At 62.2% G+C, this 16,161-nt stretch carries 13 protein-coding genes; 12 read left to right on the top strand and 1 reads right to left on the bottom strand.

The window, feature by feature from the left end; all coding sequences use genetic code 11:
• Positions 1 to 303: 303 nt before the first annotated feature.
• The 12 genes from KUV46_02190 (at position 304) to murB (ending at position 14,059) form a co-directional block, all read left to right on the top strand.
• Complete coding sequence (locus KUV46_02190; GenBank protein QYJ01215.1) at positions 304 to 804, top strand: hypothetical protein; 501 nt, start codon at positions 304 to 306, stop codon at positions 802 to 804.
• Positions 804 to 1,796: a 16S rRNA (cytosine(1402)-N(4))-methyltransferase RsmH gene (gene rsmH, locus KUV46_02185; GenBank protein ID QYJ01214.1), complete on the top strand. Its 993-nt coding sequence runs from the start codon at positions 804 to 806 to the stop codon at positions 1,794 to 1,796. The genes KUV46_02190 and rsmH overlap by 1 nt, the downstream gene beginning before the upstream one ends.
• A complete protein-coding gene (locus tag KUV46_02180; GenBank protein QYJ01213.1) occupies positions 1,793 to 2,137 on the top strand; it encodes a septum formation initiator family protein in 345 nt (114 codons plus the stop codon). Before rsmH ends, KUV46_02180 begins: the two co-directional genes overlap by 4 nt.
• Entirely contained in the window at positions 2,130 to 3,785 is a 1,656-nt protein-coding gene (locus tag KUV46_02175) for a penicillin-binding protein 2 (GenBank protein ID QYJ01212.1), read from the top strand. Before KUV46_02180 ends, KUV46_02175 begins: the two co-directional genes overlap by 8 nt.
• Positions 3,782 to 5,215, top strand: coding sequence for a UDP-N-acetylmuramoyl-L-alanyl-D-glutamate--2,6-diaminopimelate ligase (locus KUV46_02170; GenBank protein ID QYJ01211.1), 1,434 nt, complete (start codon positions 3,782 to 3,784; stop codon positions 5,213 to 5,215). The genes KUV46_02175 and KUV46_02170 overlap by 4 nt, the downstream gene beginning before the upstream one ends.
• Positions 5,212 to 6,705, top strand: coding sequence for a UDP-N-acetylmuramoyl-tripeptide--D-alanyl-D-alanine ligase (locus KUV46_02165; GenBank protein QYJ01210.1), 1,494 nt, complete (start codon positions 5,212 to 5,214; stop codon positions 6,703 to 6,705). Before KUV46_02170 ends, KUV46_02165 begins: the two co-directional genes overlap by 4 nt.
• On the top strand, positions 6,695 to 7,888 hold the full coding sequence (gene mraY / locus KUV46_02160; protein QYJ01209.1) for a phospho-N-acetylmuramoyl-pentapeptide-transferase: 1,194 nt from the start codon (positions 6,695 to 6,697) through the stop codon (positions 7,886 to 7,888). Before KUV46_02165 ends, mraY begins: the two co-directional genes overlap by 11 nt.
• 11 nt (positions 7,889 to 7,899) lie before the next feature.
• Positions 7,900 to 9,327 (top strand): UDP-N-acetylmuramoyl-L-alanine--D-glutamate ligase, encoded by a 1,428-nt coding sequence (gene murD, locus KUV46_02155; protein ID QYJ01208.1) that lies wholly within the window; start codon positions 7,900 to 7,902, stop codon positions 9,325 to 9,327.
• On the top strand, positions 9,324 to 10,478 hold the full coding sequence (locus KUV46_02150; protein QYJ01207.1) for a putative lipid II flippase FtsW: 1,155 nt from the start codon (positions 9,324 to 9,326) through the stop codon (positions 10,476 to 10,478). The genes murD and KUV46_02150 overlap by 4 nt, the downstream gene beginning before the upstream one ends.
• Positions 10,471 to 11,562: an undecaprenyldiphospho-muramoylpentapeptide beta-N-acetylglucosaminyltransferase gene (gene murG, locus KUV46_02145; protein QYJ01206.1), complete on the top strand. Its 1,092-nt coding sequence runs from the start codon at positions 10,471 to 10,473 to the stop codon at positions 11,560 to 11,562. Before KUV46_02150 ends, murG begins: the two co-directional genes overlap by 8 nt.
• A 130-nt stretch (positions 11,563 to 11,692) precedes the next feature.
• On the top strand, positions 11,693 to 13,102 hold the full coding sequence (murC, locus tag KUV46_02140) for a UDP-N-acetylmuramate--L-alanine ligase (protein ID QYJ01205.1): 1,410 nt from the start codon (positions 11,693 to 11,695) through the stop codon (positions 13,100 to 13,102).
• A complete protein-coding gene (gene murB / locus KUV46_02135; GenBank protein ID QYJ01204.1) occupies positions 13,103 to 14,059 on the top strand; it encodes a UDP-N-acetylmuramate dehydrogenase in 957 nt (318 codons plus the stop codon). It begins immediately after the preceding gene.
• Here the strand turns inward: murB and KUV46_02130 are convergent.
• Positions 14,056 to 16,110, bottom strand: a complete 2,055-nt coding sequence (locus KUV46_02130) for a TonB-dependent receptor plug domain-containing protein (protein ID QYJ01203.1) — start codon at positions 16,108 to 16,110, stop codon at positions 14,056 to 14,058. The genes murB and KUV46_02130 overlap by 4 nt on opposite strands.
• Positions 16,111 to 16,161: the final 51 nt, after the last annotated feature.

Genomic DNA, 16,161 nt, shown 5'->3' with positions numbered 1-16,161 from the left:
TCGCGAAGTTGGGCAGCACCGGCCTTCCACCGAAAAACACACGCGGCGTTAAAAAAATGCATGGGGTTTCGCGCAAATTATTAACCCTTTGTAAATCAGTCACTTATTGCCCCCGAGGGGTGTCTTACTGCTCGTGAGCGCCGGGCCGTTCCGTTATATTCGGCTTATGTTCTTGTTCTGGTCGCTTGTGAAATAAGCGAATCACCATGCCTGCCCATTGGTGCCCTAGCTGACCCATGCTATCCCAAATCTGATCACAACTATCCCACCGAATGTGGGGCTGGGCTGAAGGGAAAGTGGCTGGTGTTCATTTCCACCTATGAAACTGCGCTTGATGCAAAGGGACGGGTCTCCGTCCCTGCATCCTTCCGCGCAGCTCTGGGTGGCGGTTCCCGCCTCTTTGTCTGGCCCGCGATGGATGGGTCGGGCTGCCTCGAAGGCGGCGGCGATGAGTTGATGGCCGTCTATCGCCAGACGCTCGCGCGCATGGCCCCGACGGATCCGCACCGCCGCGCTTTCATGCATGCAATCTTCACCAAGTCCGCTGACCTGAAGATGGACGATACCGGTCGCATCACGCTGCCCGCGCACCTGCTCGAGGCGGCTGGCATCGAGAAGAAGCTTGTCTTCGCGGGCGCCTTTGACCGGTTTCACATCTGGGAACCATCGCGCTTCCACGCCTTCGATGCGAAGATGGCGCAGGCCGCGCTCGACAATCAGAGCGCGCTTGATGAGCCATTCCAGAAAGCGATGGCTTCGGGCAATCTGCCAGGCATCGGTGCCACCGGGACGGGGGACGTCTGATGGGGCATGTGCCGGTTCTTCTAGATGAAGTCGTAGAAGGTCTCGCACCTGAAGACGGCGACGTCATCGTCGATGGCACGCTGGGCGGCGGCGGCTATACTCGCGCCATCCTCAAGGCGGCTAACTGCCAGGTGGTCGGGATCGACCGGGACGAGACCGCGATCGACCGCGCGAATGGGGCGAGCGACTATGATGGGCGGCTCACGCCTCTGCTGGGGTGCTTCGGTGACATGGCGACGCTACTGCCTGCTGCAGGCTATGACGCCGTCGACGGAATTACGCTCGACCTTGGCGTGTCGTCCTTTCAGCTGGATGAGGCCGATCGCGGCTTCTCCTTCATGCGCGATGGGCCGCTCGATATGCGTATGGGCGGCGATGGCCCGTCAGCTGCGGACGTGGTCAATACGATGCCTGAAAAGGCGCTTGCCGACATCATTTTCCGGCTCGGAGAAGAAAAGCAGTCCCGCCGCATCGCAAAGTCGATTTCCGCGCGCCGTCTTAAGGCTCCGTTCACCACAACACTCGATCTTGCCGGCCACATAGAAGATGCAATGGGCGGGCGCCGGGGCGCGCGGACGCATCCAGCAACCAGGTCATTCCAGGCGATCAGGATGTTCGTCAATGATGAACTGGGTGAGCTTGCAAGAGCTCTGGATGCCTGCGAGGCACTGATGAGGCCAGGAGGCCGGCTAGCCATTGTGACTTTCCACTCGTTGGAGGACAGGATGGTCAAGCAGTTCCTGAAGGAGAGGGCTGGCCAGACGGGCGGTGGCTCTCGCTACCTGCCCGCGCCAGAGGCTGGCCGCGCGCCAAGTTTTGATCTCGTAAAGAGAAAGGCAATCGAGCCGGGCGAGGCAGAAACGCAAGCCAATCCACGCGCCCGGTCTGCCAAGCTGCGTCTTGCGGTGCGCACGGATGCGCCAGCCTGGGGCGAGCCGGTCGATACCGGTCTCAATCTTCCGCGCCTTGATAGCGTGGAGGTCTCCTCATGAGCCGCCGCGCATTCATGGTCGGTCTTGGTGTCATCGCGCTCCTGATCTTCAGCCTTTACCGGGCGAAATATGGCGCTGCAGACAGCGCTGAGCGCATCGCTGGCATCGAAGCAGAGATCGAGCGCGCCATTGATGAGCGCCAGATCCTGCTGGGGGAGCTCAGCACCCTGTCGCGTGAAGACTGGGTTGAAGATTATGCCCGCAACGAGCTTGGCATGGTCACGCCGCGCGCCGAACAGTTCGTTCGCGCAGAGGACCTGCCGCACATCTTTGACGCCGTTGATGACGCCCGCGACATAAGCGTTGCTGAAGGTGGGTCGCAGGGGGTGCGTCATGACTGATCGCCTCGCTTCCAGTGAAGTCGAGGGCTCCGCCCTTCGCGCGCGCCTTGTGTCGCTTGCGCTATGCGTCGGCTTTCTGGCCGTGACGATGAAAGCCGGGTTCGTCGCGCTCGCCGGGCCGTCCGGGCAGGAGGGTGTCTCGACCGCGTTCGAAGAACCTGCACGCCGCGCCGACATCGTGGACCGCAATGGCGTGCTGCTGGCGACCTCTGTGAACGTCTATTCCCTGTTTGCAGACCCCCGCGCCATCTGGGAGCCGGAAGTCGTTGCTGCAGGTCTGGTCAGCGTCTTCCCGGAGCTGGACGTCGATACGCTGACGCGCCGCCTTTCCGATAATGAGCGTGCTTTCGTCTGGATAAAGCGGGGCCTCACGCCCCGCCAGCATAAGGCCGTGTTCGACCTCAACCTGGAAGGCTTGGGCTTTCGCGAGGAAAGCCGCCGCGTCTATCCGCGCAGGACCCTCGCGGGCCATGTGCTCGGCTATGCCGGTACGGACGGGCAGGGGCTCGCGGGTGTCGAATATGCGCTGGATGCAGAGCTCGCAGATGGCGGTGAGCCGCTTCGCCTGACCATCGATTCCAGCGTTCAGCACATGCTGGAGTCCGAGCTTTCCACTGCAGCCACCGAATATGAAATCGAAGGCGGCGCAGGCGTCGTGCTAAATGCGCGCAATGGCGAAGTGCTAGGCCTCGCAAGCTGGCCGCCCATCGACCCGAACCGCGCGCACACGCTGGCCAGCGATGACCCGGCCCGCGCCAACCGGGCCGTCAACTCCGTGTTCGAGCTTGGCTCCGTGTTCAAGCCGATCACCGTCGCAGCGGGTATCGACACGGGCGCCATCCGGCCGTCAGACACCTTCGATGTTGAAGAGCCGATCGTAATCGCCGGGCGCCGGATCGGCGATACGCACCGTATCCCGGGTCCCATTTCTCCAGCAAAGATTGTCTCCGAAAGCTCCAATATCGGCACGGTCAAGGTCGCCCTGATGCTCGGTGCACGCCGCCAGCAGGATATCCTGGAAAACCTCGGCCTTTTCGAGCGCTCACCGATTGAGCTTGCCGGAAGCGCTGATCCGATCCTGCCATCGCGCTTTGACGATATCCATGCGGCCACCGTCAGCTATGGCCATGGCATCGCAGTCTCTCCGATTGCGTTTGCGGGCGCGTTCTCGATGTTCGCAAATAGCGGGGAAGTCATTGAGCCGACCATCCTCGCGAACCGGAACACAGAGCGCGAAGTGCGCCGTGTCGTCTCTGCGCCGACAGCATCGCTAATCACGCACATGCTCCGCGAAGCGGTCGTGGACGGTACGGGCGGGCAGGCCGAAGTCGCGGGTTATCGCGTGGCGGGCAAGACTGGCACGGCGGAAAAGCCCGTCGCTGGCGGCTATGCCAACAATGCGAACATCGCCTCCTTTGCGGCGGTATTTCCCGCTGACAGTCCTGAATATGTCGTATTGATCGTGCTTGACTCCCCCAAGGCGGATGTCGGGCGCGGACGTACGGCAGCCTGGAATGCTGCACCGACGGCAGGGCGGGTCATCAACCGGATCGCCCCATCGCTTGGCGTAGAGCCCAGCTTCGATGATTACGGTCCGTATGAAAGCCCGCTCGTTCGCTCCGTCGCAGAGAGAAGGAGTACGCTGTGAATCTCGCCGCCCTGTTTCCCGGAAAGAACCTGCCCGCGACCGTAGAGGTCAGCGGGCTGACGGCTGATAGCCGCAAGGTTGCGCCGGGCTTTGTCTTCGCCGCCCTGAAAGGCGTCGCCGCGGACGGCCGCCAGTTTATCCCGCAGGCGCTCGAGAAGGGCGCCGTTGCCATCATCGGCCATGACCTGCCGGATGTCGGAAACGCCGTCGCCATTGAGGTTGATGAGCCGCGTCTCGCGCTGGCGACCGCTTCGGCGGCTTTCTATGCGCGTCAGCCCCAGCACGTTGTTGCTGTCACCGGTACGAATGGCAAAAGCTCCACCGTCGATTTCCTGCGCCAGATCTGGGAGAGCGCCGGGATCACAGCCGCCTCGATGGGGACGCTCGGTGCAATCGGCCCCAACGGGCATATCGATCTTGGGCACACCACGCCTGACCCGGTGGCGATCCATGAGACACTGGCAAAGCTCGCCGATGAAGGCGTGACGCATTGCGCGATGGAGGCGTCCTCCCACGGTCTCGTCCAGTACAGGCTGGATGCCGTCAAACTCGCGGCAGGTGCGTTCACGAATTTGACCCAGGATCATCTCGACTACCATGCGGACATGGATGAGTACCGCGCCGCAAAGATGCGGCTCTTCTCCGATCTGCTGCCAGCAGGCGCGCCTGCCGTCATTAATGCAGACAGCCCGGAGCGCGGCGCCTTCGAAGCAGGCGCGAAGGCGCGCGGCCTGAAGTCGCTTTCTGTTGGCTGGCGCGGTGATGATCTCAAGATTGCCGAGCTGATGCCAAAGGCGACGGGCCAGACGCTATTCCTGAAATGGCATGGCGAGGAAACCGAAGTCGAGCTCCCGCTGATTGGTGAGTTCCAGGCGCTCAACGCCCTGACGGCGGCTGGGCTCGCCCTGTCGCTGGGCGCGAGCCTTGCGGATGTGAAGAAGGGTCTTTCCGGTCTGAAGCCCGTGAAAGGCCGTCTCGAATTTGTCGGCGAAACCTCTGACGGCGCTGGCGTCTTCGTCGATTATGCGCACACGCCCGATGGTCTTGATACGCTGATCCGCGCCGCGCGTCCTCACACGGCGGGGCGCCTGTTCGTGATCTTTGGCTGCGGCGGTGACCGCGACCGCAAAAAGCGCCCGATCATGGGTGAAGTGGCCGTGAAGCAGGCCGATGTCGTCATCGTTACCGACGACAATCCACGCTCTGAGGATGCCGCAGAAATTCGCAAGTCGGTGCTAGCCGGTGCCAAGGGCGCGCTGGAAATCGGGGATCGGGGTGAAGCGATCCAGCATGCGGTCGCGCAGCTTCAGGCAGGTGACACGCTTCTCATCGCGGGCAAGGGCCACGAAACCGGCCAGATCATTGGCGACAAGGTTCTTCCATTCTCTGATCAGGACACCGCGCTCGCGGCGCTGGAGGCGCGCAAATGATGGCACGCCCGCTCTGGACTTCTGAGGAAATTGCCGAGGCAACTGGCGGACGCCTAACTGGCGCCATTGAGGCGAATGGCGTGTCCATCGATACGCGCTCGCTCGAGAAGGGCGACCTCTTCATCGCGCTCAAGGATGTCCGCGACGGGCACGACTTCGTTCCTGCCGCTTTTGAGGCAGGGGCAAGTGCCGCACTTGTCAGCCGCGAGGTCGAAGGCGCGTCAGGACCGCTAATCGTCGTCGACGACGTCATGGCTGCACTGGAGGCGCTCGGCCTTTATGCGCGAGAGCGGGCAAAGGACGCGGTGCGGATCGCGGTAACCGGGTCTGTCGGCAAGACCAGCGTCAAGGAAATGATCGCACGCATCCACCGGGGCGCAGGCAAGGCGCACTGGTCGGTCAAGAGTTTCAACAATCACTGGGGCGTGCCGCTGACGCTGGCGCGCATGCCAGCCGATACTGAATACGCCGTCTTCGAAATCGGCATGTCTACACCGGGCGAGATTGCGCCGCGCTCCAAGATGGTCGCCCCGCATGTCAGCGTCATCACCAAGATCGCGCCAGCACACCTTGAGGGCCTTGGTTCGATCGAGGGCGTTGCGCGCGAAAAGTCCGATATTGCTGCAGGCCTCCTCGAGCCGGACGGCATCGTCGTGCTGCCAGCCGGCGACAAGCTGCTGCCCGTCCTCGTCGAGCGGGTGCGTGAGCTGAAACCGAATGCCGCGATAGCGCTGTTTGGTCGGGACGGCGCGAGCGCGGGCCTCGACTGGATCAGCAATCGTGACGGATGGTCGTGGGTCGAGTCCTATGGCAGCGCGGGCGGCATGAGCCACATCGCGCTCGACACGCTGACCTGCAAGCTGGATGTCGAAATCCATGCGGTTGGTGAACACTGGGCAGACAATGTCGCTTGCGCCTTGCTGGCCGTCGGCCTGAACAGCTCAATTGACCTCTACAAGGCCGCGCTGGACCTGTCCGGCTATGCGCCTCCTGCTGGCCGGGGTACGGCCGAACGGCTCAAACTCCCGGGCGGCGGCGAATTTGTCCTCGTGGATGATGCCTACAATGCCAACCCGGAATCCATGCGCGCGGCCCTCTCCAGCTTTGCCTCAAGAGAAGGCAGTCGGCACCTCGTTGCGCTGGGTGAAATGCTTGAAGTTGGCGAAACGTCACAAAAAGAGCACAGCGAACTATCTAAACCAGTGGTTGATAGCGGCGCCGTCGCCGCCTTCCTCGCGGGCCGGGGAATGGTGCCCCTGCAGGCGAGCATCGAATCACAGATAGAATCGCACTGGGCAGAGAAAGCTGACGGCCTCGACGGGGTGGTGAAAAACTCTCTGCGGGACGGTGATATCCTCTTGATTAAAGGCTCGAATGCCTCCGGGATGGGGAGGCTCGCAGACAGGTTGCGCCAGTGGAGCAAGACCGCGGACGAGCAGGTGATGGATAGCGGCTCTGATGGGGCTGCAGGGGGTCGCGATGCTGTATGAGCTGCTGGCCGCAGACGACGGGTTCTTTCGTCTTTTCAACTACACGACGTTCCGCACGGGCGGCGCGATCGTTACCGCTTTCCTGTTTTCGGTGCTTACCGGGGACTGGGTGATCAGCCAGCTGCGCCAGCGTCAGGGCAAGGGCCAGCCGATCCGCGATCTTTCGCTTCAGGCACAGCTCGAAAAGCGCGGCACGCCAACCATGGGCGGCTTCCTGATCTGGATCGGCCTTCTGGTCGCAACGCTTCTCTGGGCCGATCTCAGCAATCCATACATCTGGACCGTTCTCTTCGTGACGGTCGCCTTCGCCTTTCTTGGCTTCCTCGATGACTATGCGAAAGTCACCAAGCAGACCGATGCGGGCGTGTCCGCGCAGGTCCGCCTGATGGTGGAGTTCATCGTCGCAGCGCTCGCCGGTGCCTTCATCATGGGCCTGCACGGCGCCAATACACCACTCGGCCATGCCGAATGGGGCCCGCTCAACGGCCTCGCTGAGTTCATCGCGGCCCTCGCCCCGCCGACCTCGCTGGAGCCAAACGATCAGAGCTTCTCCGGCGGCGTTGCCGTCCCATTCGTGAATGACTACTTTATCCCGCTCGGCGGCTTCTTCATTATCTTCGCGATGGTGGTCATCGTCGGCTCTGCCAATGCGGTGAACTTCACTGACGGTCTGGATGGCCTCGCCATCGTGCCGGTGATCTTTGCGGGCGGTTCTTACGCCCTGATCGCCTATCTCACAGGCAACATCATCTTTGCCGATTATCTCGGCATCCAGTTCACGCCCGGCGCGGGTGAGATGAGCGTCCTGCTTGGCGCGATGATTGGCGCTGGCATGGGCTTTCTCTGGTTCAATGCCTTCCCGGCGACCGTCTTCATGGGCGACACCGGATCGCTTGGTCTTGGCGGCCTGATCGGCGTCGTCGCCGTTGCGGTGAAGCATGAGTTTGCGCTGGCCATCATTGGCGGTCTTTTCGTCATCGAAGCGCTGTCAGTGATGATCCAGGTCGGCTGGTTCAAGATCACCAAGCGCTTCACCGGGACCGGCAAGCGCGTCTTCCTGATGGCGCCGCTGCACCACCATTTCCAGAAAGAGAACTGGCCTGAGACCAAGGTCGTCGTCCGGTTCTGGATTCTTTCTATCCTGTTCGCCCTTGCGGGCCTTGCCACGCTGAAGCTGAGGTAGCCCGCACCCTTATGATCCCGATTACCGAATATGCTGGAAGAGATGTTGCGGTGTACGGCCTTGGCCGGACTGGCCTTGCGGCTGCGCGCGCTCTGAAAGCCGGTAAGGCAAAGGTTCACGCCTGGGATGACAATGAGGCATCGCGGGCCAAGGCTGAAGCTGAGGGCATCCCGGTTTCGGACCTCAACAAGCGCGACTGGCAGAACTTCGCGGCTCTCGTGCTCTCGCCCGGAATACCGCTGACACACCCGCAGCCACACCGTCTCGTGCGCCTGGCGCAGATGACCAATGTGCCGGTGGTTGGCGATATGGAGCTTTTCGCGCGGGCAGTTCAGTCACTACCAGAGCGTGGCCGCCCGAAGATCATCGGCATTACGGGCACAAACGGAAAGTCGACCACGACCGCTCTTATCGGCCACATCCTGAAAGAATGCGGCCTCGACGTTCATGTTGGCGGTAATATCGGTACCGGCGTCCTCGACCTGCCGGCGCTGTCGGCGAATGCCTACTATGTGCTTGAGCTCTCATCCTATCAGCTCGACCTGACCAAGAGCCTGCATTGCGACGTGTCGGTCCTCCTGAACATGTCACCAGACCATCTGGACCGGCATGGCGATATGAATGGCTATGTTGCCGCCAAGAAGCGTATCTTCCGCAATCAGGGGCGTGGCGACACGGCGGTCATAGGGATTGACGACCACTACACACAAGCCATCGCCATGGGCCTTGCTGGCAGCGGCGAAATGCGTCTCGCGCGCATCTCGTCAGAGTTCGCGCTGGGGCGCGGCGTCAGCGCAGTCGATGGCAAGCTCTTCGACAGCCTCGCCAACAATGCGGTCCGCGTTGGTGACCTCGGCGACTCCGCGACGCTTCCGGGTCGCCATAACTGGCAGAATGCGGCCGCCGCCTACGCCGCATGCCGCGCGCTTGGCCTCGACCCCGGCCGTATCTTCGGCGCCATCCTGACTTTCCCTGGCCTCGCGCACCGGATGGAACAGGTCGGAGAGATCGACGGCGTGCGCTTCGTCAACGATTCCAAGGCAACCAATGCGCAGGCTGCAGAGCAGGCGCTCCGCGCTTATCCGCGCGTTTACTGGATTGCTGGTGGTCAGCCCAAGGCGGGCGGTATTGAGCCGCTGATGCCGCTCATGAACCGTGTCGCCAAAGCCTATCTCGTCGGTGAAGCCGCTGATGAATTCGCGCGCACGCTGGACGGCAAGGCCGCCCATGAAAGCTGCGGCACGCTGGACAAGGCGGTCGCCCGCGCGCTCGAGGACGCAAAGGCGTCGGGCGAGGAAAACCCGATCGTGCTGCTCTCACCGGCCTGCGCCAGCTTCGACCAGTTCAAGGATTTCGAGGCGCGCGGACAGGCCTTTCGTGAGGCGGTTGAAACACTCGGCGGGGATGCCCTCCGCCCGGTCATGCGAGAATCGGCATGACGGTCTCGGTCGGCAGCACGGTGATCGTCCCGCGCTCCGAGCGTTCGATCATCACCGAATGGCGCCTCAGCGTTGACTGGCGCATCTTGGCGGCGTCCTTCACGCTGCTTGGTCTCGGCCTGATGCTGTCACTGGCGGCGGGGCCTCCTGCCGCAGAGCGCCTCGGCTATTCAGACCCATATCATTTCGTGAAACGCCACTGCGTCTTCGCGGCTGGTGCATCGGTGGTGCTGATCGCGGCGAGCATGATGACGCGTGTCTGGGTGCGCCGGATATCAGCGCTGATCTTCGCCGGCTCGCTCATCCTGCTCGCGGCAATCATGTTGATCGGCCATGAGGCGAAGGGGGCAGAGCGCTGGGTCAATATCGCAGGTTTCACGCTGCAGCCGTCAGAGTTCGTAAAGCCTGTCCTGATCGTGTTGATCGGCTGGCTCCTCGCGCAGAGGCGTCTCTATCCTGATGGGCCATGGGCGGTTGTCGCGCTTGTCTTCTATGTCGTCGTTCTTGGCCTTTTGCTGCTCCAGCCGGATGTCGGTCAGTCGGCGCTGATTACAGCGGCCTTCATCGCGACCTTCTTCGTGTCCGGCCTGCCCTGGCGGTGGGCGGCGGCCTTCTTTGCGGGCGGCGTGACGCTCAGCGGCGCGCTCTATGCGCTGCTGCCGCACGTGCGCTACCGGGTGAACAGCTTCATCAACCCGTCCGACTATGACACCTACCAGATCGACAAGGCGTCCGAAGCGATCTCCCGCGGCGGGCTTCTCGGCGCCGGACCGGGTGAAGGGACGGTCAAATCCAGCCTGCCGGATGCCCATACCGACTTCATCTATGCGGTGCTTGGTGAAGAGTTCGGCTATGTCGCCGCGCTGCTGGTGATCGGCCTCTATGGTTATATCTGCTGGCGTGGCCTTCGCGCAGCCTCGCGCCTGCACGACCCGTATCCGCGTGCGGCTGCGTCCGGCCTCTTCACCCTGTTCGCCTTGCAGGCGGCCATCAACATCGCGGTGAATGTCAGCCTCATCCCGCCAAAGGGAATGACGCTGCCTTTCATCTCCTATGGCGGCTCCTCCATGCTGGGCATTGCGCTGACGCTTGGCCTCGCGCTTGCCTTGATCCGCCGCCAGAGCCTTGGGACGAGAGGTCGACATGGCTGACAAACCTCTCGTCATTATCGCGGCCGGTGGCACAGGTGGACACATGTTCCCGGCTGCGGCCTTTGCGGAAGAGATGCGGGCGCGCGGCTGGCAGGTCGGCCTCATCAGCGACGCGCGCGGGCTCTCTTATGCTGGCAGCTTTCCAGCCGACTGGAAGGAAGAAGTCGCCGCCGCCAGCCCGAATATCCGCAAGCCCTGGACGCTGCCTTCGGCTGTCCTGAAAATCTGGCGCGGCATCGGCCGGGCCAATCGTCTGATGAAGTCCAGAAAGCCTGCGCTTGTCGCAGGTTTCGGGGGCTATCCTGCCTTTCCGGCCCTCAGCGCCGCGCGCCGGTGCAAGGTGCCCATCATCGTCCATGAGCAGAATGCGGTCCTTGGCCGGGTGAACCGGCAATTTGCATCGAAGGCTGAGTTTGTCGCTTCAGGCTTCCCACGTCTGGACAAGCTGCCCGCAGGCGTCCGCCATGAGCCGGTCGGGAACCCTGTCCGCGCGCCAATTGCGGCCATGCGCGACGCGCCATTCCCGCCAACCAGCGGCGACCTCAATGTCTTCATCACCGGTGGCAGCCAGGGCGCCCGTATCCTCGGCCAGATCATCCCGCTCGCGATAGCGTTTCACACGCCGGCGCCGCTTCGCGCGCGCCTCAACATCGTCCAGCAGGTGCGCGAAGAACAGCTCGATGAGGTTCGCGCCATCTATGAGGAGGTCGGCCTGCGCCATGAGCTGCGCCCCTTCTTCGCCGACATGCCGGACCGCCTTGCAGCCGCGCATCTGATCATTGCGCGCTCCGGCGCGGGCACGGTCAGCGAGATTTCGGCCGTCGGCCGCCCGTCCATCCTGATCCCGCTGAAGATCGCGATGGATGACCATCAGGCCGCAAACGCTGAGGCCCTCGTCGATGTCGACGCTGCCGATGTGCTGCTTGAGGACAACCTCTATCCGAACCTCCTCGGTGAACTCATCAAGGTGCGGCTGGAGAACGGCGAAGAGCTAAAGGCGCGCGCATCACGGGCGAAGGAAGCTGGCACGATCACTGCGGCGCAGGATCTCGCAGACCTCGCTATAGAGGCAGCTAACCGCTGATCTTCCTAAAACAGATTGCCCCTAAATTGCCGTGTCGCAGCCATCTCCGCATGCTCGCGCTTGCCTAGTCTGGCCTCCACACGTTACTGCGGAGGACCCCGTTTCCATGCCCTACGAAGTCAGAACATTCATGCCAAACAAACCTTCGCCCTTTGATCTCGGTCCGGCCCACCTTGTTGGCATAGGCGGCATCGGCATGTCGGGCATTGCCGAGATCATGATCAATCTCGGCTACAAGGTCCAAGGCTCCGACGTGAAGGACAGCGCCAATGTGGAGCGTCTGCGCGCCAAGGGCGCGACCGTCCATATCGGCCACAAGCCGCAGAACGTGATCGGGGCAGGGGCCGTCATCATTTCTTCGGCCATCAAGGCAGACAATCCTGAAGTCGTCGCCGCGCGTGAGTCAGCCATTCCCGTGGTGCGCCGCGCGGACATGCTGGCAGAGATCATCCGCCTGAAATGGACGGTTGCTGTCGCAGGCACGCACGGCAAGACCACGACGACCACGATGGTCGCCGCACTTCTCGATGGTGCAGGTATCGACCCGACCGTCATCAATGGCGGCATCATCAACGCCTATGGCTCTAACGCCAAAGCCGGCAATGGCGACTGGATCGTGCTGGAGGCTGATGAGAGCGACGGCACCTTCACAAAGCTGCGCCCAACCATCGCGATCGTGACCAATATGGATCCCGAACATATGGAGCATTACGGCTCCATGGAGGCGCTGCGGTCCGCTTTCGATACCTATGTGAAGAACATCCCGTTTTACGGGTTCGGCGTTCTCTGCACTGACCATCCGGAAGTCTCCGCCATGGTGGCGCGTGTGTCTGACCGACGCATCCTGACCTATGGGTTCAACCGTCAGGCAGATGTCCGTGCGACCAATCTTGAATCCGATCCGGGCGGCGTGACTTTCGATGTCGTCCTACGTGAGCGTCTCGGCATCGGCGTGTCTTCCATTGAAGGCGTTCGTCTGCCCATGGCGGGCGACCACAACGTTTCCAACGCCCTCGCCGCCATCACCGTCGCGCTGGAGCTTGGCGCAACGCCCGACCAGATCCGCACCAGCTTCAAGAATTTCGGCGGCGTGAAGCGTCGTTTCACCCCTGCAGGTGAATGGAACGGTGTCCGCATCATCGACGATTATGGCCATCACCCGGTGGAGATCGCAGCCGTCCTGAAGGCGGCCCGCGCCATGCAGGGCGACAACCGCGTCATCGCGGTCGCCCAGCCGCACCGCTATTCGCGCCTGCACGATCTCTTCGAGGATTTCTCCGGCTGTTTCCACGACGCCGACATCGCTTTCATTGCGCCCGTTTATGCGGCCGGTGAAGACCCGATCGACGGGGCGAGCCACACCGCACTCGTCGATGCGATCAACGCGAAAGGCCATGCCGACACGCGCGCCCTCACATCTCTCGATGATCTTCCGGCGACCATCCGCGAGACTGCCCGTCCCGGTGACCTGGTCGTCTGCCTTGGCGCTGGCGATATTACCACGCATGCCAATGCGCTCGCCGGGAAGCTTGCAGAATAGATGACAGACTGGCGCGACGACCTGCCCGAAGTTCGCGGCAAGCTGCTGCTGGATCAGCCGCTGGCGCCCTACACCTGGTTCCGCGTTGGCGGGCCTGCCGATGCGCTCTTCCTGCCAAAGGATGAGGATGACCTTGCAGACTTCCTGAGAGTGCTGCCGACCGATGTGCCCGTTCACTTCATGGGTGTCGCGTCGAATTCCATCATTCGCGATGGCGGCATTGAAGGCGTCACGATCCGGCTGATGGGCGGCTATTGGGGCAATGTCGAACCGGCTGGCTCACATTCCCTTTTCGCACGTGCTGGCGCGCTTGATCTCGCTGTCGCCAAGGCATCTGCAAAGAACGGCATTGCAGGGCTGACTTTCTTCTCTGGTATCCCCGGCTCCATTGGCGGCGCGGTTCGCACCAATGCTGGCTGTTATGGCCGGGAGCTGAAAGACGTCGCCAACCAGATCGAAGGCATCACGCGTTCTGGTGAGAAAGTCCGCTTCGAAGCCGAGATCGCCCAGTATGGTGATCCGAAGATCGAGTTTTCCTACCGCCACACCAACTTTCCTGACGACGTTATCGTGACCGGCATCCTGCTGACAGGTTCGGGCGACGGCGACCCGGAAGCGCTTCAGGCCGAGATCGAAGAGCATCAGGCCCGGCGCGCCGAGACCCAGCCGATCAAGGACAAGACGGGCGGTTCCACCTTCGCCAATCCGGACCCGCCCGGCACGCCAGACCAGCGCTCCAGCTGGAAGCTGATCGATGCGGCTGGTTGCAGGGGCCTGAAGGTCGGCGGCGCGCAGGTGTCAGAAAAGCACTGCAACTTCCTCATCAATACCGATGACGCCACCGCGGCAGACATCGAGGCGCTTGGGGAACTGGTGCGCGCCCGCGTGCTGGATGTGACCGGGGTGGACCTTCGCTGGGAAATCCGCCGCATCGGCCGCATCCAGGCGAAGGCCTAGAACGTCCCCCGCAGCGATACGGTCAGGATTGGCCCGGCGCTCCAGCTCCTGTCTTCACTGAAGAGAAGGCTGCCATCGCGCCGTGGCGTATAGACCTGCCGGGTGAACTGCTCATCGCCATCGGTCACGTTGAACCACTCGACCTTCCCGGTCATGCCGAAGATGTCTTTGTGCTCGACATAGAGGAAGGTGTAGATCGGCCGTAGCTCGAACAGCTGGCGCTCATCGAGCCGCACGAAGGGCGCATTGTCATAGCGCTCCCCGCCAAAGCCCAGCGCCCAGTCGGTCTTGGGAATGTCGTAGCGAAGCTCAAAGAACCCGCCCAGCATCAGGTCGTCATTGATGCGGCGCGTCTCGCCCGTTAGCGGATCGTCCAGTTCGGACTGGCGCACTTCAAGCTCATACTCGAGCTGGAGGCCTTCAACGCCGACAGGCGCGAACTTGAACGTGCCATTGGTCGCAATGCCGTAGCGCGTGGCCTGGTCCAGATTGCCGGGGCCTTCTGCATTTGGGCCAAAGGGGACGCGGTCCACAATGTCCTCGATGGCCTCGTAATAGAACTTCATCGTGTGCGCGCCGGCAGCGCCGAAGTCCCGATCGAATGAGACCTCGCCTTTCCAGCTCTGCTGCGGGACGATGTCCGGGTTGCCCTGATTGCCATTGCCGACATTCACGTTCACCGATGAGATGAAGTCGAAGAAGTTGAGCTGACCCACTTCGCGGGCGGCTCGCGCATTGATTGTCAGGCGCTCATTCACCGTCCATGCTGCCGAGACAAAGCCCTTGGGCCGCGTGAAGCTGCGTGTCTGCGCCGACCCACCTGACTGGCTGAGCTCGGAATACTCCATGCCGAATGAAGCCTGCACCGACAGATCCTCTGAGAGCTTGCGGCCATGGGTGATGGACGCATCGAGCCGCTTCTCCTCGACCCGCGAATTGGCATTGGTCAGCGGCACACGGACAAGCGTGCCCGTGGCATCAAGCGCCTGCAGGTCGGCCTCGGCTTCAAGGAAATTGAAAGCCGCTTCGCCGGCGATCTGCCAGTCCACGGTCTCGCTTGGCGCCCAGTTATACTCACTGCGCAGGATGCTCTCGCCTTCATCGACGGTCTGCTCGAAGATGGAGCGTTCGCTCAGCGTACCATCTGTCTCAGTCGTGCGGACACTTGAGATGAAGGGGCTGTGCTCAAATCGCCAGAGCCCGATCGTCTTCAGGCGGCCGGGGCCGAGATCGAACTCATAGTCGCCGCTGATTTCGCTATTCCACTCATCTTCGGAGTTTGCGAACTGGCGGATGCTCGGCTGGCCAGTGACCGGAAACCGGTTGGACGTCTCCTCAGCATCGATCTGGAAGATATTGTACTCAGCATTGAGATTACCGACCGACCCGTTCAGCGGTGTCCATTCCAGCGCGCCAGAAACGCCTGCGCTATTTCCGATATTGGTGACGCGTTCATCGCGCGTCTCGATCAGGTTGCGATTGGCGTCGCGGACAAATTCCGGCCCCGAAGCGCCGCCCCGTATCGGCTCACTTGTCAGGCCAAGCGTCCAGCCCAGCGTGTTCTGCTGCCCGGTCACTGATACGCTGCCGCCATGATAATAGGGCGGGAGATTGTCGCGAAACCGCGCCCGCCAGTCCCATGTGCCCGAGACACCGTTCACCTTGGCCGTAATGTTGGCGACCTGCCCGGACAGGCCCGGCACGTTGAGGGTCGCGCCATCGACGATCTCGATCTTTTCCACGTTCGTGGCGGGGATGCGGGCGAGGGCATCGCGAGGCGTCAGTGACTTGCTCGAAATGCGCCGACCATTGATCAGCACATTGCCATCGGCCTGACCGAGGCCGCGCTCTGACAAGTCGCCATTTCGGATGGAGAAGCCGGGGATCCGCGTCACCATGTCGAGCGCGGTGTTTGGCGAGTACTGCTCGAAATCGGGCAGTGTGTAGGTTCGCGCTGCCTGCGCTTGCGGGTCGCTTTCCTGTGTCTGGGCGTGGCCTGAAAAGCAGGCAAGCATCATCGTTCCCGCAAGCAGGTGGAGTTTAAGTTTCATGGGGGCGTTTCCGTTATCTCTACGCTTATTATTATCGAATGTCGCGTATCA

It is taken from the genome of Thalassovita mediterranea (assembly GCA_019448215.1).
Taxonomy (GTDB): domain Bacteria; phylum Pseudomonadota; class Alphaproteobacteria; order Caulobacterales; family Hyphomonadaceae; genus Henriciella.
This window is presented reverse-complemented; position numbering and strand designations above follow the sequence as displayed.